The following is a 21,522-nucleotide window of genomic DNA, read 5'->3' on the forward strand; positions in this document are numbered from 1 at the left end:
TCAGACCTCCCGGGTCTCGAAGTCGATGCGCGGGTCGACGGCGACGTACATCAGGTCGCCGACGAGATTCAGCACCAGCCCGAGCACGGTGAAGATGAACAGCGTCCCGAACATGACCGGGTAATCCCGGTCCACGGCGGCCTCGAAACCGAGCAGCCCGAGCCCCTCCAGCGAGAAGATCACCTCGATGAGCAGTGCGCCGGTGAACAGCGTCGAGACGAAGGCCGCCGGGAAGCCGGCGATGACGATGAGCATGGCGTTGCGAAAGACGTGCCCGTAGAGCACCCGGCGCTCGGTCACCCCCTTGGCCCGGGCGGTCACCACGTACTGCTTGTGGATCTCTTCCAGGAAGGAGTTCTTGGTGAGCATGGTCAGACCGGCGAAGCCACCGATGACCATGGCCAGCACCGGCAACGCGATGTGGTGCAGGTAGTCGAGGATGCGCATGGGCCAGGAGAGCTCCGCCCACCCCTCGGAGACCAGCCCACGCAGAGGGAAGAGATCCAGGTAGGTGCCGCCGGCGAAGAGGATGATCAGCAGGATCGCGAACAGGAAGCCGGGCACGGCATAGCCGACGATCACCAGCGCCGAAGTCCAGACATCGAACGGCGAGCCATCGCGCACCGCCTTGCGGACCCCGAGCGGGATGGAGATGAGATAGACCAGCAGCAGGGTCCACAGCCCCAGGGAGATCGACACCGGCAGCGCCTCGACGATCAGCTCCAGGACGGACTGGTCGCGGTAGAAGCTATCGCCGAAATCGAGGGTGAGATAATTGCCCATCATGGTGAGAAAACGCTCATGGGCCGGCAGGTCGAAGCCGAACTGCCGCTCGAGCTCGGCGAGCAGCTCCGGATCCATGCCGTGGGCGCCGCGGTAGCCACCGCCGGCCTCGGCGAAGGCGGCGCCCACCTCGCCCCCGGAGCCGGCCACCCGCGCGGTGGCCTCGACCCCGGTGCCGGCCAGCTCGGCACTGATCCGCTCGATGGGCCCACCCGGGGCGGCCTGGACGATCAGGAAGTTGATGACCATGACCCCGAGCAGGGTCGGGATCATCAGCAACAGGCGGCGCAGGATGTAGGCCGGCATGGTCCCCATCGGCTATCGGACCGAACGCGGGCCGTTGGCCTCGCGCAGTCGCTGCTCCCTCTGCGGATCGACCCACCAGGTGTCGAAACCCAGGCCGTAGTTGGGGGCGATCTCCGGCCGCCCGAACTTGTCCCAGTAGGCGACCCGGTGCACCGGGGTGTGCCAGTTGGGGATGACGTAGTGACCGGCGAGCAGGACCCGGTCCAGGGCACGCGTGAGCTGCACGAGCTCATCGCGCCCATCGGCGGTGACCAGCCGCTCGACCAGCTCATCGACCACCGGGTCGCGCACACCGGCGTAGTTCCGACTACCCCGCTGCTCGGCGGCCGCCGAGCTCCAGTACATCGCCTGCTCGTTGCCCGGCGAGGGCGACTGCGGCAGGACCACAACGGCCATATCGAACTCGAAGTTATCCAGCCGGTACTGATACTGCGTGGTGTCCACGGTGCGCACCCGGGCCAGCACCCCGATGCGCCGCAGGTTCTGGACGAACGGCAGGGCCACCCGTTCGAAACTAGGGTTGACCAACAGAAGCTCGAAGGCCAGCGGCCGGCCACTGTCCTGGTGACGGAGGATGCCGTCCTCCCCCACCGACCATCCAGCCTGCTCGAGGATGCGCAGCGCTCGCAGAAGGTCGTCGCGATTCCACCCGGAGCCGTCGGTCACCGACGGCTGGTACGGCTCGAAGACCGCCTCGGGGAGCTCGTCGCGATAGGGCTCGAGGATCGCCCGCTCGGCTTCACTGGGCGCGCCACGCGCAGCCAGCTCGGAGTTCTCGAAATAGCTGGCCGTGCGGGTATAGGCCGAGTGGAAGAGCTGCCGATTGGTCCACTCGAAATCGAAGGCGTAGCCGAGCGCCCGGCGCACTCCGCGGTCCTCGAAGACCGGGCGGCGGGTGTTGAAGACGAACCCCTGCATGCCCGCCGGGCGGCGGTGCTCGATCTCCTCGAGCACCATGCGACCGTCGCGACGCGCGGAAGTCTCGTACCCCGTCGCCCAGTGCCTTGCGGTGTTCTCCTCGCGCAGATCGAACTCCCCGGCCCGAAAGGCCTCGAGGGCGACGGTGGCATCCCGGTAGAAGTCGTAGCGCAGACGATCGAAATTGAACCGACCGCGGCGCACCGGCAGGTCCTCGGCCCAGTAGTCGGTCACGCGCTCATAGGTGATGCTGCGCCCGGGGCGGGCCTCGGCGATGCGGTACGGGCCGCTGCCCAGGGGCGGCTGCATGGTGGTCCGGCTGAAGTCCCGCTCCTCCCAGTAGTGCTGCGGCAGCACCGGCAGCTCACCCATGATCAGCGGCAGCTCGCGATTGCCGGCGTGGGCGAACTCGAAGCGCACCCGGTGCCGATCCAGCGCCTCGGCCGACTCCACATGGCGGTAGTAGGAGCGCAGCCGGGGGTGACCGTGCTCACGCAGTAGTTCGAAACTATAGACCACGTCCTCGGCGGTGATCGGCTCCCCGTCGTGGAACTGCGCCTCTTCGCGCAGATGGAACGCCACCCAGGCATCATCCTCGCCCACCTCGACACGCTCGGCGATGAGCCCGTAGACGGAGAACGGCTCGTCCTCGGCGTGAGCCATCAGCGTATCCACCACCAGCCCCAGACCCGGCGGCTTGGTGCCGCGCAGGATGTAGCCGTTGAGGCTGTCGTAACTGCCGCGGGCCTCGCGGATGACGGTCCCGCCCTTGGGCGCGTCCGGGTTGACGTAGTCAAAGTGCGAGAAATCCGGCGGGTACTTGGGCTCGCCGTGCAGCGCCAGGCCGTGCACCCCCGACGAGCCCGGCGCTGCCCCGACGATGGCCGGCAGCTGCACCGCGGCCACCAGGCAAGCCGTGCCCAGCAGCCAACGCGCCAGGCGGGCCCAGGCGCGGCCGCTGGGACGGGGGAAGGCGTGCATGCCGGTCATGTTATCATCCCCGGCGTTTCGCCCCTGGGCACGCGCAAGCAAGCAACAGTTGCCGGAGAGCAGATATGGGATTCCTGCAGAACAAGCGCATCCTCGTGGTCGGTGTCGCCAGTGACCGCTCCATCGCCTGGGGCATTGCCGAGGCGATGCACCAGCAAGGCGCCGAACTCGCCTTTACCTACCAGAACGAAAAGCTCCAGGACCGGGTCACCAAGCTCGCCGCCTCGGTGGACAGCGAGCTGGTCTTCCCCTGCGACGTCAGCTCCGACGAGCAGATCGAATCGGTCTTCTCTGAGCTTAGCAAGCACTGGACCGATGGCATCGACGGTATCGTCCACGCCGTGGCCTTCGCGCCGCGCGAGGAGCTGGCCGGGTCGTTCGTGGACAACACCACCCGGGAGGGCTTCCGCACCTCTCACGAGATCTCGGCCTACAGTTTCGTGGCCCTGGCCCGCTACGGCCGCGAGATGCTGCGCCAGCGCCAGGGCTCGCTGATCACGCTGACTTACCTGGGCGGCGAGCGGGCCCTGCCCAACTACAACGTCATGGGTGCGGCGAAGGCGAGCCTGGAGGCGACCACGCGTTACATGGCGGCGGATCTGGGCCCGGAGGGCATCCGCGTGAACGCCATCTCGGCCGGCCCGATCCGCACCCTGGCGGCCTCGGGGATCGGCAGCTTTAAGCAGATGATGAGCTTCAACGAGCAGGCGTCGCCATTGCGCAAGAACGTCTCGACCGAGGAGGTCGGGCACGTGGGGGCGTTCCTGTGCTCGGATCTCGCCTCGGGAATCACCGGTGAGGTGGTCCACGTCGACGGCGGCTTCCACTGCGTGGCGCTGTCGGGCGCGGAGCTTTAGACGCGGCCCCTGCTTGAAACAGGTGCCGAACGCGAAGGCCCTACGGCGCAAGCCGCGGGGCCTTTTGCTATGGGGGCTTCCACAAGGCGAGCGCTGGGCGCGACCGGGAAGAGCGGCTCATGGAGGGCGTCGCCCCATCCGGCGAGCGACGGGGTGCCCCTCTTCACCGGGGGCTGACGAGCGTGCCGCTTCGCGGTCCCCTGCGCGGCTCACCCGATCGGGTCGCTCGCTTAACTCGCTCCGCTGACGCTTCGCTCGGACAAAACCTCGCTAAAAGCGCCGACGGCGGGCGTCGGCGCTTTTCCCCGCTCGGGCTGCGCTGCTCGGCGCGCTCAATGCCCCCGGTGAAGAGGGGCACCCCAGCGCTCTCCATTTCGCCGTGTCGTGCCCCTGAGCCGCTCTTCCCGGTCGCGCCCAGCGCTCCTTCCGCAGGGGGCCAGCGATAGAGCCCCCGCGCCCGCCGCTAGAGCCGCTCGCGGGCGATCTCGATATCCGCCTCGGCACGCAGGGCGCGGATCAGCGCCCGCACCTCGGAGTCCCCGGCCATGCGCTGGAGCTGTTGTTGCAGCTGCTCACGCTCCTGAGCCGAGAGGCCGTCCGGATCGCCGCGGCTGATCTCGTCCAGACGGAGCAGCGCCGCGGCCCCGTCCTCCAGCTCCACCCGGGCATGACCGCCCTCCTCTAGGGCGAACGCCTCGCGCACAACGGCCGCCGGGTGGCTGCGGTCGTCCCGATAGGCCTCCTCGACCGTGAAGCGTTCGACATCGAGCTCCTCGGCCAGCTCGTCCAACGACTCACCATCGCGCAGCCGGGTCATTAACTCCTCCGCCCGCTCCAGGGCAAGTTCGGCGGCATGCTCCTGGCGGATCTCCTCGCGGATGGAATCCGCCACCTCCTCCAGGGGCCGGGGCTCGGCCTCTCGGTGTTCCAGGAGCCGTACCACCAGGTAGCGGTCCTCGTCGGCGCGGATCAGGTCGCTGTTGTAGCCATACTCCAGCACATCCTCGCTGAACGCCTGCTCGACGACCCCGGAAAGCTCGCCGATGCCCTCGCCGCCCTCGCGATCGATCCAGTCGCTGCTCCGGATCTCCAGGCCGAAGGTGTCGGCCAGCGGTTCCAGGCTGTCCGGCTGCTCAAAGGCAATATTGCCGAACTCATCGCCGGCCTCCATGAGCTCGGTGCCGTGCTGTTCGCGGATGTAGTCGGCCAGCAGCTCTTCGCGCACGGCATCGAAGGCCGGCGGGTCCTCGTCATCGCCGTAACGCTCGTCATAGCGCTCGCGGAGCGCATCATCATCCACTTCGACCTGATCACGCAGGGCCAGCGGACCCAGCTCGACGTACTCAAGGCGCACCGCCTCCGGGGCCATGTAGTCGTCGGTGTTGGCCTCGTAATGGGCCTCAACCTCGGCATCATCGACACGAACCTCGTCGATGTAGCGCTCGGCGGCGAGCTCAAGGTAGCTGAAGCTGCGCGACTCGTCCTGCAGGCGCACCAGACGATCCAGCTGGGAGGGGGTGCTGATGCTGCTGGCGAACACGGCCTGCTGGAACTGATCGGCCTTAAGGTCCCGCCGGACCAGCTCCTCGTAGTCCTCCGGCGTCATGCGATTGCGCTCAAGCAGGGTTTGGTATCGACCCCGGGAGAACTGCCCGCCCTCGTGGAAGATCTCCTGGCTACGGATGGTCTGGGCCACCTCCTGATCGGTAACCCGCAATCCCTGGCGATCGACGTAGGCGTGCAGCAACCGCTCGTCGATGAGCTGCTCCAGGGCCTCGCGGCGCAATGCGGCAGCGTCGAAGGCGCCATCGGGAAGATCACCGCCGAACATCTCGCGCAGCTGCGCGCGCTGGCGCTCCACCGCCTGGTTGATCTGCGAGCGGGGAATCTCCTCGCCATCGACGCGGGCGACCACCGCGTCCTCGCGGCCACCACCGAAGTATTCGTAACCACCCATGAAGATGAACGGCAGGGCGATGAACCCGATGATGACCCACGCAATCCAGCCCTTGATGCCGTCACGAATCGCCTGAAGCATGCCTTGTCTTCCGCCGAGTGCTCATGTGGGTGATCAGGATACAAAAAAGGCGCCACTATGGGCGCCTTTTTATCGCGGCTGTCAGGGCCGCTTTCTGATTTGGCGGAGCGGACGGGACTCGAACCCGCGACCTCCGGCGTGACAGGCCGGCATTCTAACCAACTGAACTACCGCTCCGTGATTACGTCGATTATTGTAACAACTTTTTGCCGCTTGTCTACCCCTGGTGGGTGGTGAGGGATTCGAACCCCCGACATTCGCCTTGTAAGGGCGACGCTCTCCCAACTGAGCTAACCACCCGAACCGACTAAGCCCGTTAGTTTATCGCATCCTTGAGCGCTTTGCCAGGCTTGAAACCCGGGACCTTCGACGCCGGGATGTTGATGCTCTCGCCGGTGCGCGGATTCCGGCCAGTGCGGGCGGCCCGATCGCGCACGGTGAAGGTGCCGAAACCCACCAGGGTGACCTGATCCCCCTCGCGCAGGGCGTCGGTGACCGACTCGACCATGGCATCGACGGCGCGCGCGGCCGCGGCCTTGGAAAGATCCGCGGAGTCGGCTACCGCCTCGATTAGTTCACTCTTGTTCATCCCCGTGTCCCCTTTTCGGTTTTTTTACTCGATGCTGGCGTGGCTGGCCCTTCGGGCCTGGGTCACCGAACGGCGGCCCGGCAACCCTACGGACCCCCAAACCCTACCACGGCGTAGCGTGCTTCCACAGCGTTGCCGTTGAATCGCCCTGCTGGCAGCGCCGACGCCGCCGGCCCGGGCCTGTCACGGCCCAGGCCGCTCAGTTGCTGGCGTTATAGCAGCGGCTTTTCCGGACTGTCAAACGGGCGGCACGAGCTCAGTGCGGCCGCTTGGCGTCGCCCTCGCCCTCACCGACGGCCACGCGCTTGGCCGCGTCGGCCTCGTCCTCGCCCTCCGGAGCCGGCAGCGGCTCCGGCTGACGGGTCAAGGCCACCTCGAGGACCTCGTCGATCCAGCGCACCGGCCGGATGTCGAGCTTCGACTTCACGTCCTTGGGCACATCGGCCAGATCCTTCTCGTTCTCCGCGGGGATCAGGACCGTGTCGATACCGCCGCGCAAGGCAGCCAGGAGCTTCTCCTTGAGCCCGCCGATGGGCAGCACCTCGCCGCGCAGGGTGATCTCGCCGGTCATGCCGACCCCGGCGCGCACCGGGATGCTGGTCAGCGCCGAGACCAAGGCGACACACATGCCGGTGCCCGCCGAAGGCCCGTCCTTGGGGATGGCGCCCTCCGGGACGTGGATGTGGTAGTCGTTCCGGGTGTAGAACTCCGGATCCAGCCCCAGCGCGCGGGCGCGGCTGCGCACCACGGTGGTGGCCGCATCGATGGACTCCTTCATGACCTCGCCGAGCTGGCCCGTCTGCGTCGCCCGGCCCTTGCCCGGCACCACGGCCACCTCGATGGTCAGCAGCTCGCCGCCCACCTCGGTCCAGGCCAGGCCAGTGGACTGGCCGATGCGGTCCTCGGTCTCGGCTACGCCGAAACGGTAACGCCGGACCCCGAGGTGCTTGTCGATGTTCCGACGGGTCACCTGCACGCCACTGCCGCGCTTGCGCCCCTTCGACTCGCCCTCGACCAGGTCCTTAACCACCTTGCGGCAGACCGTGGCCAGTTCCCGCTCCAGGTTCCGGACACCGGCCTCGCGGGTGTAGTACCGGATCACGTCACGGATGGCGCTCTCCTTGACGTCCAGCTCGCCCTTCTTGAGGCCGTTGGCCTTCATCTGCTTGGGCAGCAGGTAGTTCTGCGCGATGGCCAGCTTCTCCTCCTCGGTGTAACCCGGCAGACGGATGACCTCCATCCGATCGAGCAGCGGTGCCGGGATGTTCATGGTGTTCGCCGTGCAGACGAACATCACGTCCGAGAGGTCGAAATCCACCTCCAGGTAGTGGTCGCTGAAGCTGTTGTTCTGCTCCGGGTCGAGGACCTCGAGCAGGGCCGAGGACGGGTCGCCCCGGAAGTCCATGGCCATCTTGTCCACCTCGTCGAGGAGGAACAGCGGATTGCGCTTGCCGGCCTTACTCAGGTTCTGGACGATCTTGCCCGGCAACGAGCCGATATAGGTGCGCCGGTGGCCGCGGATCTCGGCCTCGTCGCGCACCCCGCCAAGGGACATGCGAGTGAACCGGCGGTTGGTCGCCCGGGCGATGGACTGACCCAGCGACGTCTTGCCCACGCCGGGCGGCCCGACCAGGCAGAGGATCGGACCCTTGAGCTTACGCACCCGGCGTTGGACGGCCAGGTACTCGAGGATGCGCTCCTTGACCTTCTCGAGCCCGTAGTGGTCCTGGTCGAGCACCTTGGCGGCGTGCTTGAGGTCGTGGCGCACCCGTGTCTTGTCCTTCCACGGCAGGCTCACCAGCCAGTCGAGGTAGTTGCGCACCACCGTGGCCTCCGCGGACATCGGCGACATCATCTTGAGCTTGTTCAGCTCCTGCTTCGCCTTGTCCAGCGCCTGCTGGGGCATGCCGGCCTGCTCGATCTTGTTCTCGAGATCCTCGACCTCGTTGGGCACGTCCTCCAGCTCACCCAGCTCCTTCTGGATGGCCTTCATCTGCTCGTTGAGGTAGTACTCCCGCTGGGATTTCTCCATCTGCTGCTTGACGCGCCCACGGATGCGCTTCTCGATCTGGAGGATGTCGATCTCCCCCTCGATCAGCCCCATCAGATGCTCGAGGCGCTCACGCGGGTCCTCCATCTCGAGGACCTTCTGCTTCTCCTCGACCTTCAGCGCCATGTGCGCGGCGATGGTGTCCGCCAGCCTCCCCGGCTCCTCAATGCCCGACAGCGAGGAGAGGATCTCGGGCGGGATCTTCTTGTTGAGCTTGACGTACTGCTCGAAGACGTTGGTCGCGGAACGCGCCACCACCTCGAGCTCGCGGTCCTCGTCGCTGGGCTGCGGCTCCGGCACCGTGACCAGATGGGCCGAGAGATACTCGTTGCTATCGAGCAGCTCGACCAGGCGCGCCCGCTCGCTGCCCTCTACCAGCACCTTCACGGTGCCGTCCGGGAGCTTGAGCATCTGCAGGATCGAGGCGACGGTACCGTAGCCGTAGAGCTCGTCGACGCCCGGGTCGTCCACCTCGGCGCTGCGCTGGGCGATCAGGAAGATGCGCTTGTCCTGCTCCATCGCCGCCTCGAGGGCGTGGATGGAGCGCTCCCGCCCGACGAACAGCGGGATCACCATGTGCGGGTAGACCACCACGTCGCGCAGCGGCAAAACCGGCGCCTGGGTGACGGTCTGCGGGGATTCGGGGTTGTGAGCGGTTGGCTCAGCCATTGGATGCGAACCTCATTGGCGTGCGAACGGCGGGACGCGCGCGGCCGCAGCCGCGCGCCCCTCCTCTGGGTTCGGAATGGGGGTGATACGGGCGGGTTTCAAGGTGCGCCGGGTGACGGCGCCCTACTCGTCGGACGCCGCCTTGGAGTGCTCGGGACCCGCGTAGACAATGTACGGGTCGCTGTCGCCGGCGATGACCGACTCGTCGACCACCACCTTGCTGACGTTCTCCATGGACGGGAGCTCGTACATGGTCTCGAGCAGCACCTGCTCGATGATCGTGCGCAGCCCGCGCGCACCGGTCTTGCGCTCCATGGCTTTGTCAGCCACGGCGCGCAGGGCATCGTCGCGCAGGTCGAGCTCGACGCCCTCCATCTCGAAGAGCTTCTGGTACTGCTTGACCAGTGCGTTCTTCGGCTCGCGCAGGATCTGCACCAGGGCCTCCTGGTCGAGCTCGTTGAGGGTCGCGATCACCGGCAGACGGCCGACGAACTCCGGGATCAGGCCGTAGCGGACCAGATCGCTGGGCTCCACCGTCTGCAGCGTCTCGCCCACGCTGGCCCGCTCCCGCTCGCTCTTGATCTCGGCCGAGAAGCCGATCCCGCCCCGCTCGGAGCGCTCCTGGATGACCTTGTCGAGCCCTGCGAAGGCGCCGCCGCAGATGAACAGCATGTTGCTGGTATCGACCTGGACGAACTCCTGCTGCGGGTGCTTGCGCCCGCCCTGGGGCGGCACCGAGGCGGTGGTCCCCTCGATGAGCTTGAGCAGCGCCTGCTGCACCCCCTCACCGGAGACATCCCGGGTGATCGACGGGTTGTCGGCCTTGCGCGAAACCTTGTCGATCTCGTCGATGTAGACGATGCCGTGCTGCGCCTTGTCGACGTCGTAGTCGCATTTTTGCAGCAACTTCTGGATGATGTTCTCGACGTCCTCGCCGACGTAGCCGGCCTCGGTCAGCGTCGTGGCGTCGGCGATGGTGAACGGCACGTTGAGCAGCCGAGCCAGGGTCTCGGCGAGCAGGGTCTTGCCCGAGCCGGTGGGGCCGATGAGCAGGATATTGCTCTTGGTCAGCTCCACGTCGTCTTGGCTGGTCCGGCTCTCGAGGCGCTTGTAGTGGTTGTACACGGCCACCGAGAGCACCTTCTTGGCGTGCTCCTGGCCGATCACGTACTGGTCGAGCTCGCGGTTGATCTCGTGGGGCCGGGGCAGACCGCCCCCCTCCGTCGCCGCGCCTTCCTGGAGTTCCTCGCGGATGATGTCGTTGCAGAGCTCGACACACTCGTCGCAGATGAACACCGATGGCCCGGCGATGAGCTTGCGGACCTCGTGCTGGCTCTTCCCGCAGAAGGAGCAGTACAGCAGCTTGCCGCCGTCCTCGCCCTTGTTCTGAGTTCGATCAGTCATGCCACGGCCTCGGTTTGCGCACTGGAATCATTCGTTATCAACGATGCACCCTTTTCAGCGGGTACGCAACCAGCCCGCGGGTCCTCACTCGGAGGCACCGCGGCTGGTCAGGACCCGGTCGATCAGGCCGTACTCCGCGGCCGCCTCGGCGGTCATGAAGTTGTCCCGATCGGTGTCCTGGCGGATGGTCTCGATGTCCTGCCCGGTGTGGTGGGCCAGGATGGTGTTGAGACGATCCCGCATGTTGAGGATCTCGCGGGCGTGGATGTCGATGTCCGTCGCCTGCCCCTGGAACCCGCCCAGCGGCTGGTGGATCATCATCCGCGAGTTGGGCAGGGCGTGGCGCTTGCCCGAGGCGCCGGCGGCGAGCAGCAGAGCACCCATGCTGGCCGCCTGCCCCACGCAGAGGGTGGCCACGTCCGGCTTGATGAACTGCATGGTGTCGTAGATCGCCAGCCCGGCGGTCACCGATCCGCCCGGCGAGTTGATGTACAGGTGCACGTCCTTGTCCGGGTTCTCGGACTCGAGGAACAGCAGCTGCGCCACCAGCAGGTTGGCCTGGTAGTCCTCCACCGGGCCCACAAGGAAGATGACGCGCTCCTTGAGCAGGCGCGAAAAGATGTCGTAGGCCCGCTCGCCGCGCGCCGACTGCTCGACGACCATCGGCACCAGGCCGGTGTTGAACACGTCGGGGGCGGATTGCTGCGTATCGCTCATGCCGTTGGCCTCCTGGGGCCGCGACTCAGGCCGAAGCCTGGTCGCCGTCCTCGCTGTTCATGAGCTCGTCGAAGCTCATGGGCTTGTCCTCGGTCTGCACCTGCTCGAGCAGCCAGTCGACCACCTGCTCCTCGATCACCGAGGCCTCGAGCCCCTGCATCATCTGCCGGTCCTGAGCGATCTGCTGCAGGGCCTCGCTCGGATCCTGGCCGGAGTTGGCGGCCATCTCGCGCAGCTGGGTCATCATCCGCTCGCGGTCGAGCTGGATCCCCTGGCTGCGCACCAGCTCGTTGACCAGCAAGCCCAGCTTCACGCGGCGGCCCGCCACCTCTTCGTAGGCGGAACGCTCCGACTCGGGCAGCTCGCCTTCGGCGGTGGCGCCGGACTGCTGGCGCAGGGCCTCGATCTCGCCATCGATCAGGCTCTTGGGCAGCTCCAGCTCGTTCTGATCGGCCAGCTGATCGAGCACCTGCCGCTTGAGGCGCTGGCGCACGGCCTGGTCTCGCTCGCGCTCGAGGTTGCCGCGGACGGCGTCGCGCAGCGCCTCCACTCCGCCTTCCTGGATGCCCAGACGGGCCGCGAAGTCGTCGTCGAGCTCGGGTAGCTGCGGCTCTTCCACCCGCTTGACCGTCACCTGGAAGACTGCGGTCTTGCCTGCGATGCTCGGCTCGGCCAGCTCGTCCGGGAACTTGTGCTCAACGGTCAGCTCCTGGCCGGCCTGGGCGCCTTGCAGGGCCTGCTCGAAGGCCTCGGGCAGCTGCCCGGCGCCGAGGATCAGCGGAGCGTCCTCGGCGGAGTTGCCGGTGAACGCCTCGCCGTCGATGGTGCCGTGGAAGTCGATGACCACCCGGTCCTCATCCTGGGCCGCCCGATCCACCTCCTGGTAGTCGGCGTGCTGCTTGCGCAGCCGCTCGAGGACGTTGTCCAGGTCGGCGTCGGTGACCTCGACCTGGGGCCGCTCGACCCGGATCTGGTCGAGGCCCTGAACCTCGATCTCCGGCAGCACGTCGAAGGTGGCCTCGTACTCCAGGTCCTCCCCTTCGCCGGTACGCCTGGGCTCGATGTGCGGGTTGCCGGCCGGGCGCAGCGACTCCTGCTCGAGGGCCTCGGAGTAGGTCTGCTGGACCACCTCGCTGAGCACCTCGCTGCGCACCTGGGCGCCGTACTGCTTGCGAACGACCTTCACCGGCACCTTACCGGGCCGGAAGCCGTCCATCTTGACGCGGCCACTGAGGTCTTTCAGCCGGCGTTCTACCTCTTGCTCCACGCGCTCGGCGGGGACCTGGACCGTCATGCGCCGGCCCAGGCCTTCGGTCGTCTCCACGGAAACTTGCATCGGGAAGTCCTTGGGATCCAAACGTTTGGTGATTGCGGTTTCGCGCTTGCCGCACGGTCCTGGACCGCGCGGCCTACGGACTGCCTGGTGCGAAAGGAGAGACTCGAACTCTCACGGGGCTGCGAACCCCACCGGGACCTAAACCCGGCGCGTCTACCGATTCCGCCACTTTCGCAGACTCTGCGCGGCGTAATGGGGGTAACCCTGACGCCTTTCGCCGCATCAGTATAACAACGGTTGACGCGTTCCCCGCAATGCGCATCCGAGCGCTCGGCTGGCCGGCCGCGGTCCGCTACCATGGGCACCTGCCCATCGTCGGCGCCGCCCGCGCACAGAGGGAAGATGATACTGCTTGCCATCACGGTCCTGGTGCTGCTGCTCGCCCTGCGCGAGGTCACCACAAACCGCATCCACCGCACCCGCGACAATCCCGCGGCCGTTCGGCGCTGGCGGGCGGCGCGCCGCTGGCTGAACCTGGCCCTGCTGATTGCCGCGCTCGCCCTGCTGCCGACGTTCATCGACCAGCCCGGGGTACCGATCATTGCAGAGGCCCATACCCTGCTCAGCTTCGCCTGGCCGCTGATCCTCGGGGCGGCGGCCGTGGCGGCGGCCGTCGCCGTACGCACCGCCCTGCCTGAACTCCAGCGCGAACGCGAACGCCGTGCCGCCCTCGCCCGCCGCAACAGCGACGCCGCCCGAGGGCTCAACCCAGCACGCGTTTCCGCTGAACTGCGCCAGTGGATGGGTGACAACGCCCCTGATTACCGCTACCGATTCGACGTGGAGACCCCGGCCGGTGTGGCTAACATCCTGGTGGAGACCGGCGAAGCCCGCTACGCGCTCTACGTGCTGCCGCCGGAGCACGCCAGCCTCGGCTTCACCCCGGCGCTGCAACGCTGCGCGCGGATCGCCGCCAGCGTGAACGCCCGCGGCGTGCTGTGGATCCCCGGGGACGGCCCGGAGGAACCGCAGCGCAGCCGCGATCACCCGGTGTACGTGGTCTACGGCTCAATGATGCGGATCTTCGAGCTCATCGAGCGCAACGAGACCACGCTGCGTCGGCGCCGCGAGCGCCAGGAACGACTCAAGGACTACGCCGCGGCCAGCGCCGAGCGCGCCGCCGAGGAAGAGCAGCAGCAGGCGCAGCGCCGGCGCGGCAGCCGCGCCCGATGAACCAGCTGACCCTGCCACCCCGGCAGGACCTGCCCGGGGCTGGCTGACCCGCGAAGGAGGTCGACATGCCGAAAGGTCTGATCGCGCTACTCGGCGGCCTGGCCGTCCTGATGCTCGCCACCCTGGGCCTGGTGCTGGCCATGGCCACCGGGGTCTTCACCCCGCCCGGCATGGCCCCGGAGCACCGCGCAGAACCACGGCCGGAGCCGGCCGAGCAGGACCTGGCCGAGGCCCGCTATACCGAACTCGAGCAGGCGCTGACCGTCAACCTCGATGACGACGGGCCGGCGCAGTACCTCGAGGCCGAGGTCGAGATCGCCACCACCAGCGAGGCCGCAGCCGATGGGATCGAGACCCACCAGGCCGCGATCCGCGATGCGCTGATGCTCTTCCTGGCCGATCAGTCCTCCACCGAGCTCGCCGAGCCGGATGCACGCGAGGCGCTGCGCGAGGAGGCGCTGGATCGCGTCAACGCCACGCTCCGCGAGTACGGTGTGGACGAGCCGGCGGCCGGCGTGTACTTCACCCGGTTCGTCATGCAATAAGGGCCCAAGGGCGATTGCCCCCGGGGGCGCCGGCGGCGCCCCCGGCTGGCCCGTCACTCCGTGCGCTGCGGCTCCTCGGAACCACCCCCCGGGGCGAAGTACGAGCGGGTGATGGCGAACACGGTCCCGGAGAGCGCCAGCAGGGCGATCAGGTTGGGGATCGCCATCAAGGCGTTCAGGATGTCGGCAACGATCCAGACCAGCCCCAGCTCGGCGATGGCACCGACGAACAGCAGCACCACCCACAGGTAGCGGTAGGGCGTGATCACCCGGGCCCCGAAGAGGAACGCGGCGCAACGCTCGCCGTAGTAGCTCCAGGCGACGATGGTGGTGAAGGCGAACAGGATCATGCCCACGGTGACGATCCAATTGCCTCCAGGCACGCCCTCGCCGAAGGCCATGGAGGTCAACGACGCGCCGGTCTCGCCGGTGGTCCAGACCCCGGTCAGGACGATGGCCAGCGCGGTGATGGTGCAGACGATGATGGTGTCGATGAAGGTGCCGAGCATGGCCACGGTGCCCTGGCGGACCGGATTGCGGGTGCGCGCCGCGGCATGGGCGATCGGCGCCGACCCCAGACCGGCCTCATTCGAGAAGATGCCGCGGGCGACACCGAAGCGGATCGCCGCCCACACCGCAGCGCCGGCGAAGCCACCCGTGGCCGCCGTACCGGTGAACGCGTCGGTGACGATCTGCCCCAGAGCCGCCGGGACATCGGTGAGATTCCAACCGATGATCAGCAACCCACCGATCACGTAGATCGCCGCCATGGTCGGCACCAAACGCTCGGCGACCCGGGCGATGCGCCGGATTCCGCCGATGATCACCAGAAAGACCAGGGCGGAGAGGATCAGCCCGGTGAGCCAGGGCGGCACCATCAGGTTCGACTCGACCACATCGGCCACCGAATTGGCCTGCACGGTATTGCCGATGCCGAAGGCGGCCACCATGGCGAAGATCGCGAACAGCGTCCCCAGCCAGGCCCACCGGGGCCCCAGGCCGTTCTTGATGTAGTACATCGGACCGCCGACGTAGCGCCCGTGCTCGTCGGTCTCGCGGTACTTCACCGCCAGAACGGCCTCGGCGTACTTGGTGGCCATGCCCACCAGCGCGGTGATCCACATCCAGAACACCGCCCCCGGGCCGCCCAGGGTGATCGCCGTCGCCACACCGGCGATGTTGCCCGTACCGATGGTCGCCGACAGCGCCGTGGTGAGCGCCTGGAAGGGGGTAATCTCGCCCGGCTCGTCGGTGCGCTCCGCGCGGCCGCCCCACATGCGCCGAAAGCCGTAGCCGATCCGCCGGATCGGCATGGCCTTGAGGCCGATGGATAGGTAGAGGCCGGTGCCGAGCAGCAGCACCAGCATCGCCGGCCCCCAGACAAAGTCACTAACCGTCTCGAGCAATGAGGTCACCGCCTCCATGATCCTCTCCCCTGGTGCTCATGCGGCCCACCTCGCCGCACGGTGGCAACAATAAGGCCGGCTCAGCCGTGCAGGCGCTGGGCGATCTCGGCCACATGGCGCCCCTGGTAACGGGCCAGCGCCAGCTCCTGCTCGTTCGGCTGACGGCTGCCGTCTCCGCCGGCAATGGTGGCGGCGCCGTACGGACTGCCGCCCTTGACCACCGAGAGATCGGTCAGCTCCGCTGCCGCGTAGGGCAGACCGACGATGACCATCCCGTGATGGGCCAGGGTGTGCCAGAACGAGGTGATCGTCGTCTCGTTGCCCCCACCGGTGCCCGTCGAGGTGAAGACGCTGCCGACCTTGCCGATCAGCTGACCGTTGAACCACTGCGCGCCGGTCTGGTCCAGAAAGTTGCGCATCTGCCCGGCCATATTGCCGAAACGGGTGGGGGTGCCGAACAGGATGGCGTCGTAGTCGGCGAGTTCCTCCGGACTGGCGACCGGAGCCTCCTGATCGAGCTTGGCGCCGGCCTGGCGGGCAACCTCCTCCGGCATGGTCTCGGGGACGCGCTTGACCGCCACCTCGGCACCGGTACCGCGCGCGCCCTCGGCGACGGCATGGGCGAGCGTCTCGACGTGGCCGTAGGTGGAGTAGTAGAGAACCAGTACCCTGCTCATGGCACCTCCCGATTGTGGCTGAGCGTTGGTTACGACAGAGTGCCTCACACCCCTGGGGAGCATCGCGAATCCGTTGACAACGCGCAAGATCGCGCCGAGTGTCTTCCGGAACAACAGCAGCCGTGCCTGGATCCGTACCATGCAACCACTGGCCGCCCGCTTCTCCGACATCTCTGCCGTCCGCGACGCCGGGGTCGTGGTCCCCGCGCCGCTGCGCGAGGAGATCGCCCTGCTCGACGGCGTCCTGCACGACGTGCTGCAGGAGTGCGAGGGGGAGCGCGTCACCACCCCACTGGCCCGGTTGCGCCAGGCCGCCCACGAACTCCACTGGACCGAACACCCCGACCCGGAGCCGACCCTCGCCGAACTCGACCGCCTGGATCCGACCACGGGCCACAAGGTGGCCCGGGCCCTGACCCTGCACTGCCAGCTGCTCAATCTCGCCGAGGACCGCCAGCGGGTGCGCTCCCTGCGGGCACAGGGGCGGGACGGGCGCATCGTCGGCGATGGTCTTGAAGCCGGCATCCAGGAAGTCACCGAGCTCGAGGGCCGGGACGCCGCCCACGAGCTGATCCGCCGGCTGCGCATCCACCCGGTGCTGACTGCCCACCCCACCGAGGCCCGCCGCCGGGCAGTGGTTGATGCGCTACAGCGCATCTCGCGGGAGCTCGAACGCCTCGACCTGCACGAGGCCGACGACGCCCTCGCCTTCGACGTCCGCCGCAGCCTGGCCGAGGAACTCACCGCGCTGTGGGCCACGGCGCCCTTCCGCCAGGAGCGCCCCACCCCCCTCGACGAGGCGCGACGGATCATGGCGGTCTTCGACCAGACGCTCTTCGACCTGGTGCCGGGCATCTACCACGAGGTGGAGCGCACCCTGGCCCCCCGCAACACCGGGGCCCGCACGCCCCACACCCCGGCCTTCCTGCGCTACGGCTCGTGGGTGGGCGGTGACCGCGACGGCAATCCCAATGTCACCGCGGAGGTGACCCACCGGGCGATGGCCCAGCAGGCGACACAGGTCCTCCAGCGCCTTGAGCAGCGCACCCGCGAGGTGGCCCGCACGTTCACCGCCAGCGACCGCTACGCGCCGCCGGCCCCGGAGCTGCTTCAGGGCCTGGAGCGCGACCGCGCCGATTTCCCGGAACAGGCCGCCGCCCTGGCGCGGACCTCCCCCGATCAGGCCCACCGGCACAAGCTCGTCTACGCCGCCGAGCGCCTGCGCGCCCGCCGCCAGGGCGATCCGGAGCGCGGCTTCGACGGCCCCGCGGAGCTGCTCGCCGAGATCGACCAGGTCCAGCGCTCGCTGGCCGGCGCCGGGATCCCGCGCCTGGCCTACGGCGCCCTCCAGGACCTGCGCTGGCAGGTCGAGACCTTCGGCTTCCACCTCGCCGAGTTGGAGCTTCGCCAGCACGCCAGTGTCCATGCCGCCGCTCTGGAGGAGCTGGCCCCGGGGGTCAGCACCGACGCCGCGGAACTCGACCGCCTGGCGCGCGAGGGCTGGGCAACGGCTCCGGAACCGACCAGCGCGGCCACGCAAGAGGTGCTCGACACCCTGCGCGCCGCCGCCGATCTGCAGGCCGCCTACGGACCCGAGGCGTGCCGGCGCTACATCATCTCGTTCACGCGCACGGCGGCGGACATCGCCGCCGTGCGCGCCCTCGCCCGCCTGGCGGTGCCCGAGGAACAGTGGGCCACCTTCCGTCTCGATATCATCCCGCTGTTCGAAACGCGCCGGGATCTGGAGCACGCCCCGGCAGTCCTCGACGAACTCCTCGAGCTACCCGGCGAACAGCACGCCTTGCAGGCCCGCGGGTACGAGTTGGAGGTCATGGTCGGGTACTCGGACTCGGCCAAGGACGTGGGTGTTCTCGCCGCCAACGCCGTGCTCCATGAACTCCAAGAGCGCCTGGCCAGCTGGGCGCGCGGGCACGGCATCCAACTTACCCTCTTCCACGGCCGCGGCGGCTCCCTGGGCCGTGGCGGCGGTCCGCTGAACCGGGCAATCCGTGGCCAGGCATCCGGCTCGGTGGACGGCCGGCTGAAGGTCACCGAGCAGGGGGAGATGATCTTCACGCGCTACCGGACGGTGGACTCCGGGCGGTGGCACCTGGAGCAGACCATCAACGCCGTGCTGGCCATGTCCACCGGGCATGCCGAAGAGCGCGCCGCGCGGGTCGCGGCCCGCTACCGCGGCGAGCTCCGACGCATGAGCGAGGCAAGCGAGCGCGCCTACCACGAGCTGGTCCACGCCGAGGGGTTCGCCGATTTCTTTACCCGGGTGACGCCCTACGAGGAGATCGGGCAGCTGGAGATCGGCTCGCGGCCGGCCCACCGTAGCGCGGCCCGCGACCTGGAGAGTCTGCGGGCGATCCCGTGGGTCTTCGCCTGGTCACAGAGCCGCATCAACCTGGCCGCCTGGTACGGCGTGGGCACCGGCCTGGCCGCTATCGGCGAAACCGAGGGCGGGCTCGCCCGGCTGCGCGAGATGCGCCGCGACTGGCCCTTCTTCGCCCAGCTGCTGGAGAACGTCGAGATGGGCTTGGCCCGGGCGGATCTCACCCTTGGCCGTCAGGCCCTGGAGCTCGGCGGCCACCCGGGGCTGCGCGAACGAATCCTCGACGAGTGGCAACGCACCCGTAACTGGCTCCTGGCGGCCATGGGCAAGGAACGCCTGCTCGAGCGCCAGCCGGCCCTGCAGGCGAGCCACGAGCTGCGCCGCACCGACCTGGACGCCCTGTCGCTGCTTCAGCTCTCGGCCCTATCGCGGCTGCGGCAATCCCGGGAACAGGAGCACCCGCGACTGACCGATCTGGTCAAGATGACCATCGCCGGGCTCAGCGCCGGGCTGCAGAGTACAGGCTAGCCAACGGCCGACTACAGCGTGAGCTTCAAGACGGGAAGGACGCACGGGGCGGGCGGGGGTGCTCGGAGCACCCGCCCGGACGCCTACGAGCGCAAGGCGCCGCGGCGATGGCGCGCTGCGGCTGCCGGGACCGTTTCGAAGTCAGGAGACGAGCTGCATCAACTCCCGGTTGACCAGATCGACATCACCCAAGTTGGCCTCAAGCAGGCTGCGCAGATGGACCATGCTGTCCAGGTCGATCCGCTCGCAGCGCAACCCTACCTCCTGCTCATGCCAGTGGGCGGGCTGCACCTCCATGCAGATCCGGTCTTCCTCGCTCAGGGAGAGCTCCAGCGTCCAGCGGCTCTGTGGATCGCAGAGGGCACCCTGAGGAGAACTCCCGTCGCTGAGTCGCACCAAGGCACCGCGCATGGACAGATCCAGGATCTCGACCTCGCGACCGTGACCCCCGGCATCGACCAAGCGGGCGGGAGCATGAAAGCTCACCCGGCTGAAACGGCGCTTCTCGTGCGTGGCCATCCGACTCCCTGTCCCCGTCACTCTGTCCGGAGACAGCTTAGCACGCCGCCGCAGTCAGTTCGTCCCGGTTGCGGGCAGCATCCAGAGTGTTCTCGAGCAGCGTGGCCACGGTCATCGGGCCCACCCCGCCCGGCACCGGCGTGATCCAAGAGGCACGCTCGCTGGCCGCCGCGAAGTCGACGTCGCCGGTGAGCTTGCCGCTATCCAGGCGGTTGATGCCGACGTCGATGACCACGGCGCCCTCGCCGATCCAGTCGCCCTGGACCAACCCCGGCTTGCCCACCGATGCGACCACCAGATCCGCCTGGCGGACACGCTCGGCCACATCGCGGGTGCGACTGTGGCAGACCGTAACCGTGCAGCGGGCATTGAGCAGTTCCAGGGTCATCGGCCGGCCAACGATGTTCGACTGGCCCAGCACCACTGCATTGCGCCCCTCCAGTTCGATCCCGGTGTGGTGGAGCAGCGTCATGACCCCTCGCGGGGTACACGGACGCAGCCCGGGCAGTCGCAGCGCCAGTCGGCCCATATTCTCCGGGTGGAAGCCATCGACATCCTTGATCGGGTCGATCCGCTCGATCACCGTCTGCTCGTCGATATGACCCGGCAGCGGAAGCTGGACCAGGATACCGTCGATCTCCGGGTCGGCATTGAGCCGATCGATCCGCTCAAGCAGCTCACCCTCGCTGACATCGGCCTCGAGGTCATAGGCCCGCGACAGGATGCCGGCCTCCTCGCAGGCTCGCCGCTTGTTGCGGACATACACCGCTGAAGCCGGATTCTGCCCGACGAGGATGACGGCCAGCCCGGGCCGGCGCAGACCATGTTGCACCCGCTCTTCGACAGCCTCTCCAACGAGTGCACGACGCTTGGCCGCGATGGCTTTCCCATCCAGGATCTGTGCAGGCATGAATCCCCCGAAGAACCGCGAATTGAGGCGGATTTTCGCACGCCGCGGGGGCGCCGGCAACGGCCAGCAACGAATGGGGAATTGACGACGACAGGCGGGGTCGCTATGATTTCGCACCTAGACCGCGGCGGTCAGCGCGGATCTGCGGTGACCCTACGGGGTGTAGCGCAGTCTGGTAGCGCACCTGCTTTGGGAGCAGGGAGTCGGGGGTTCAAATCCCTCCACCCCGACCACCTGGTCAACCAGGCGGTCGTGGCACGAACTGCCGAGCACTGCGCCCGTAGCTCAATCGGATAGAGCATCGGCCTTCTAAGCCGACGGTTGCAGGTTCGAACCCTGCCGGGCGCGCCAAACGCGCAGCGCAGGCAGGGTACAACGATTTACGGTGGTGGGCGTAGCTCAGCTGGTAGAGCCCCGGATTGTGGCTCCGGTGGTCGTGGGTTCGAGTCCCATCGCTCACCCCATCCAACACGATCAGGCCCGGTGCGCCGGGCCTTTTTCGTTTGCCGAGACAACTTGCCTGACCGGCAACGGCTTGGCACAATAAGTCCCTCTCAAACGGGCCGCTAGCTCAATTGGTAGAGCAGCTGACTCTTAATCAGTAGGTTCAAGGTTCGAGTCCTTGGCGGCCCACCAGCTTCGCTACCATTGGCAACCCTACGTATGCCAAGGTAGACACCAGGCCAGGGGCGAGCCCGCTTGACTCCCCGTTGGCGGGCTCCGAAGAGCCGGTGCGGCGACACCGGCTCTTCTCCCACTTCCATGTGAC

Annotated in this window: 16 protein-coding genes and 7 tRNA genes; 8 read left to right on the top strand and 15 right to left on the bottom strand. The window is 67.9% G+C overall.

Translation table 11 applies throughout. The annotated features are described in order from the left end of the window. Both CCR79_RS03405 and CCR79_RS03410 read right to left on the bottom strand, forming a co-directional pair. Positions 1-1,089: a microcin C ABC transporter permease YejB gene (locus tag CCR79_RS03405; protein ID WP_201168770.1), complete on the bottom strand. Its 1,089-nt coding sequence runs from the start codon at positions 1,087-1,089 to the stop codon at positions 1-3. A 12-nt stretch (positions 1,090-1,101) separates the two neighbouring features. Then, positions 1,102-2,997, bottom strand: a complete 1,896-nt coding sequence (locus tag CCR79_RS03410) for an extracellular solute-binding protein (protein WP_242510809.1) — start codon at positions 2,995-2,997, stop codon at positions 1,102-1,104. A 65-nt stretch (positions 2,998-3,062) separates the two neighbouring features. Here CCR79_RS03410 and CCR79_RS03415 point away from each other — a divergent pair, with 65 nt between their 5' ends. After that, positions 3,063-3,854 (top strand): enoyl-ACP reductase FabI, encoded by a 792-nt coding sequence (locus CCR79_RS03415; protein ID WP_201168772.1) that lies wholly within the window; start codon positions 3,063-3,065, stop codon positions 3,852-3,854. Between the two features lie 463 nt (positions 3,855-4,317). Here CCR79_RS03415 and CCR79_RS03420 read toward each other — a convergent pair whose 3' ends face one another. From CCR79_RS03420 to CCR79_RS03460, 9 genes are all read right to left on the bottom strand, one after another. Continuing rightward, positions 4,318-5,892 carry a peptidylprolyl isomerase gene (locus CCR79_RS03420; RefSeq protein WP_201168774.1) on the bottom strand — a complete coding sequence of 525 codons (1,575 nt, stop codon included), beginning with the start codon at positions 5,890-5,892 and terminating at the stop codon, positions 4,318-4,320. 100 nt (positions 5,893-5,992) lie between these two features. After that, positions 5,993-6,069, bottom strand: a tRNA-Asp gene (locus CCR79_RS03425). 47 nt (positions 6,070-6,116) lie between these two features. Further along, positions 6,117-6,192 (bottom strand) — tRNA-Val (locus tag CCR79_RS03430). 16 nt (positions 6,193-6,208) lie between these two features. Next, positions 6,209-6,481: an HU family DNA-binding protein gene (locus CCR79_RS03435; protein ID WP_201168777.1), complete on the bottom strand. Its 273-nt coding sequence runs from the start codon at positions 6,479-6,481 to the stop codon at positions 6,209-6,211. Between the two features lie 256 nt (positions 6,482-6,737). Next, complete coding sequence (gene lon / locus CCR79_RS03440) at positions 6,738-9,200, bottom strand: endopeptidase La (RefSeq protein ID WP_201168780.1); 2,463 nt, start codon at positions 9,198-9,200, stop codon at positions 6,738-6,740. 123 nt (positions 9,201-9,323) lie between these two features. After that, positions 9,324-10,604 (bottom strand): ATP-dependent Clp protease ATP-binding subunit ClpX, encoded by a 1,281-nt coding sequence (gene clpX, locus CCR79_RS03445; protein ID WP_201168783.1) that lies wholly within the window; start codon positions 10,602-10,604, stop codon positions 9,324-9,326. Positions 10,605-10,688: 84 nt separating this feature from the next. Then, a complete protein-coding gene (gene clpP, locus CCR79_RS03450) occupies positions 10,689-11,321 on the bottom strand; it encodes an ATP-dependent Clp endopeptidase proteolytic subunit ClpP (protein ID WP_201168785.1) in 633 nt (210 codons plus the stop codon). A 25-nt stretch (positions 11,322-11,346) separates the two neighbouring features. Continuing rightward, on the bottom strand, positions 11,347-12,657 hold the full coding sequence (gene tig / locus CCR79_RS03455; protein WP_201168787.1) for a trigger factor: 1,311 nt from the start codon (positions 12,655-12,657) through the stop codon (positions 11,347-11,349). An 85-nt stretch (positions 12,658-12,742) separates the two neighbouring features. Next, positions 12,743-12,832, bottom strand: a tRNA-Leu gene (locus tag CCR79_RS03460). 167 nt (positions 12,833-12,999) lie between these two features. On the opposite strand from CCR79_RS03460, the gene CCR79_RS03465 reads away from it, so the two are divergent. Next, a complete protein-coding gene (locus tag CCR79_RS03465) occupies positions 13,000-13,830 on the top strand; it encodes a hypothetical protein (RefSeq protein ID WP_201168789.1) in 831 nt (276 codons plus the stop codon). Positions 13,831-13,895: 65 nt separating this feature from the next. Continuing rightward, positions 13,896-14,375: a flagellar basal body-associated FliL family protein gene (locus tag CCR79_RS03470; protein ID WP_201168791.1), complete on the top strand. Its 480-nt coding sequence runs from the start codon at positions 13,896-13,898 to the stop codon at positions 14,373-14,375. Positions 14,376-14,428: 53 nt separating this feature from the next. Here CCR79_RS03470 and CCR79_RS03475 read toward each other — a convergent pair whose 3' ends face one another. Both CCR79_RS03475 and wrbA read right to left on the bottom strand, forming a co-directional pair. After that, on the bottom strand, positions 14,429-15,799 hold the full coding sequence (locus CCR79_RS03475) for an alanine/glycine:cation symporter family protein (RefSeq protein WP_201168794.1): 1,371 nt from the start codon (positions 15,797-15,799) through the stop codon (positions 14,429-14,431). Positions 15,800-15,861: 62 nt separating this feature from the next. After that, positions 15,862-16,458 carry an NAD(P)H:quinone oxidoreductase gene (wrbA, locus tag CCR79_RS03480; RefSeq protein ID WP_201168796.1) on the bottom strand — a complete coding sequence of 199 codons (597 nt, stop codon included), beginning with the start codon at positions 16,456-16,458 and terminating at the stop codon, positions 15,862-15,864. 139 nt (positions 16,459-16,597) lie between these two features. On the opposite strand from wrbA, the gene CCR79_RS03485 reads away from it, so the two are divergent. Further along, positions 16,598-19,324, top strand: a complete 2,727-nt coding sequence (locus tag CCR79_RS03485; RefSeq protein ID WP_201168797.1) for a phosphoenolpyruvate carboxylase — start codon at positions 16,598-16,600, stop codon at positions 19,322-19,324. A 141-nt stretch (positions 19,325-19,465) separates the two neighbouring features. Here CCR79_RS03485 and CCR79_RS03490 read toward each other — a convergent pair whose 3' ends face one another. Both CCR79_RS03490 and folD read right to left on the bottom strand, forming a co-directional pair. Continuing rightward, on the bottom strand, positions 19,466-19,843 hold the full coding sequence (locus CCR79_RS03490) for a PilZ domain-containing protein (protein ID WP_201168798.1): 378 nt from the start codon (positions 19,841-19,843) through the stop codon (positions 19,466-19,468). A gap of 37 nt (positions 19,844-19,880) precedes the next feature. Beyond that, positions 19,881-20,753: a bifunctional methylenetetrahydrofolate dehydrogenase/methenyltetrahydrofolate cyclohydrolase FolD gene (gene folD, locus CCR79_RS03495; protein WP_201168799.1), complete on the bottom strand. Its 873-nt coding sequence runs from the start codon at positions 20,751-20,753 to the stop codon at positions 19,881-19,883. 156 nt (positions 20,754-20,909) lie between these two features. Here folD and CCR79_RS03500 point away from each other — a divergent pair. From CCR79_RS03500 to CCR79_RS03515, 4 genes are all read left to right on the top strand, one after another. Further along, positions 20,910-20,986: transfer RNA gene (locus CCR79_RS03500), tRNA-Pro, on the top strand. Positions 20,987-21,027: 41 nt separating this feature from the next. After that, positions 21,028-21,104: transfer RNA gene (locus CCR79_RS03505), tRNA-Arg, on the top strand. A 37-nt stretch (positions 21,105-21,141) separates the two neighbouring features. Beyond that, positions 21,142-21,217: transfer RNA gene (locus CCR79_RS03510), tRNA-His, on the top strand. 96 nt (positions 21,218-21,313) lie between these two features. Then, a tRNA-Lys gene (locus CCR79_RS03515) sits at positions 21,314-21,389 on the top strand. Positions 21,390-21,522 lie beyond the last annotated feature (133 nt).

It is taken from the genome of Halorhodospira halophila, from assembly GCF_016653405.1.
GTDB lineage: Bacteria > Pseudomonadota > Gammaproteobacteria > Nitrococcales > Halorhodospiraceae > Halorhodospira > Halorhodospira halophila_A.

Excerpts from the sequence above, each read along its gene's own strand:
- tig (WP_201168787.1), bottom strand. The coding sequence starts at position 12,657 with ATGCAAGTTTCCGTGGAGACGACCGAAGGCCTGGGCCGGCGCATGACG.
- CCR79_RS03490 (WP_201168798.1), bottom strand. The coding sequence starts at position 19,843 with ATGGCCACGCACGAGAAGCGCCGTTTCAGCCGGGTGAGCTTTCATGCT.
- CCR79_RS03415 (WP_201168772.1), top strand. The coding sequence starts at position 3,063 with ATGGGATTCCTGCAGAACAAGCGCATCCTCGTGGTCGGTGTCGCCAGT.
- CCR79_RS03470 (WP_201168791.1), top strand. The coding sequence starts at position 13,896 with ATGCCGAAAGGTCTGATCGCGCTACTCGGCGGCCTGGCCGTCCTGATG.
- clpP (WP_201168785.1), bottom strand. The coding sequence starts at position 11,321 with ATGAGCGATACGCAGCAATCCGCCCCCGACGTGTTCAACACCGGCCTG.
- CCR79_RS03420 (WP_201168774.1), bottom strand. The coding sequence starts at position 5,892 with ATGCTTCAGGCGATTCGTGACGGCATCAAGGGCTGGATTGCGTGGGTC.
- CCR79_RS03475 (WP_201168794.1), bottom strand. The coding sequence starts at position 15,799 with ATGGAGGCGGTGACCTCATTGCTCGAGACGGTTAGTGACTTTGTCTGG.
- lon (WP_201168780.1), bottom strand. The coding sequence starts at position 9,200 with ATGGCTGAGCCAACCGCTCACAACCCCGAATCCCCGCAGACCGTCACC.
- CCR79_RS03435 (WP_201168777.1), bottom strand. The coding sequence starts at position 6,481 with ATGAACAAGAGTGAACTAATCGAGGCGGTAGCCGACTCCGCGGATCTT.
- CCR79_RS03465 (WP_201168789.1), top strand. The coding sequence starts at position 13,000 with ATGATACTGCTTGCCATCACGGTCCTGGTGCTGCTGCTCGCCCTGCGC.
- clpX (WP_201168783.1), bottom strand. The coding sequence starts at position 10,604 with ATGACTGATCGAACTCAGAACAAGGGCGAGGACGGCGGCAAGCTGCTG.
- wrbA (WP_201168796.1), bottom strand. The coding sequence starts at position 16,458 with ATGAGCAGGGTACTGGTTCTCTACTACTCCACCTACGGCCACGTCGAG.
- CCR79_RS03410 (WP_242510809.1), bottom strand. The coding sequence starts at position 2,997 with ATGACCGGCATGCACGCCTTCCCCCGTCCCAGCGGCCGCGCCTGGGCC.
- CCR79_RS03485 (WP_201168797.1), top strand. The coding sequence starts at position 16,598 with ATGCAACCACTGGCCGCCCGCTTCTCCGACATCTCTGCCGTCCGCGAC.
- CCR79_RS03405 (WP_201168770.1), bottom strand. The coding sequence starts at position 1,089 with ATGCCGGCCTACATCCTGCGCCGCCTGTTGCTGATGATCCCGACCCTG.
- folD (WP_201168799.1), bottom strand. The coding sequence starts at position 20,753 with ATGCCTGCACAGATCCTGGATGGGAAAGCCATCGCGGCCAAGCGTCGT.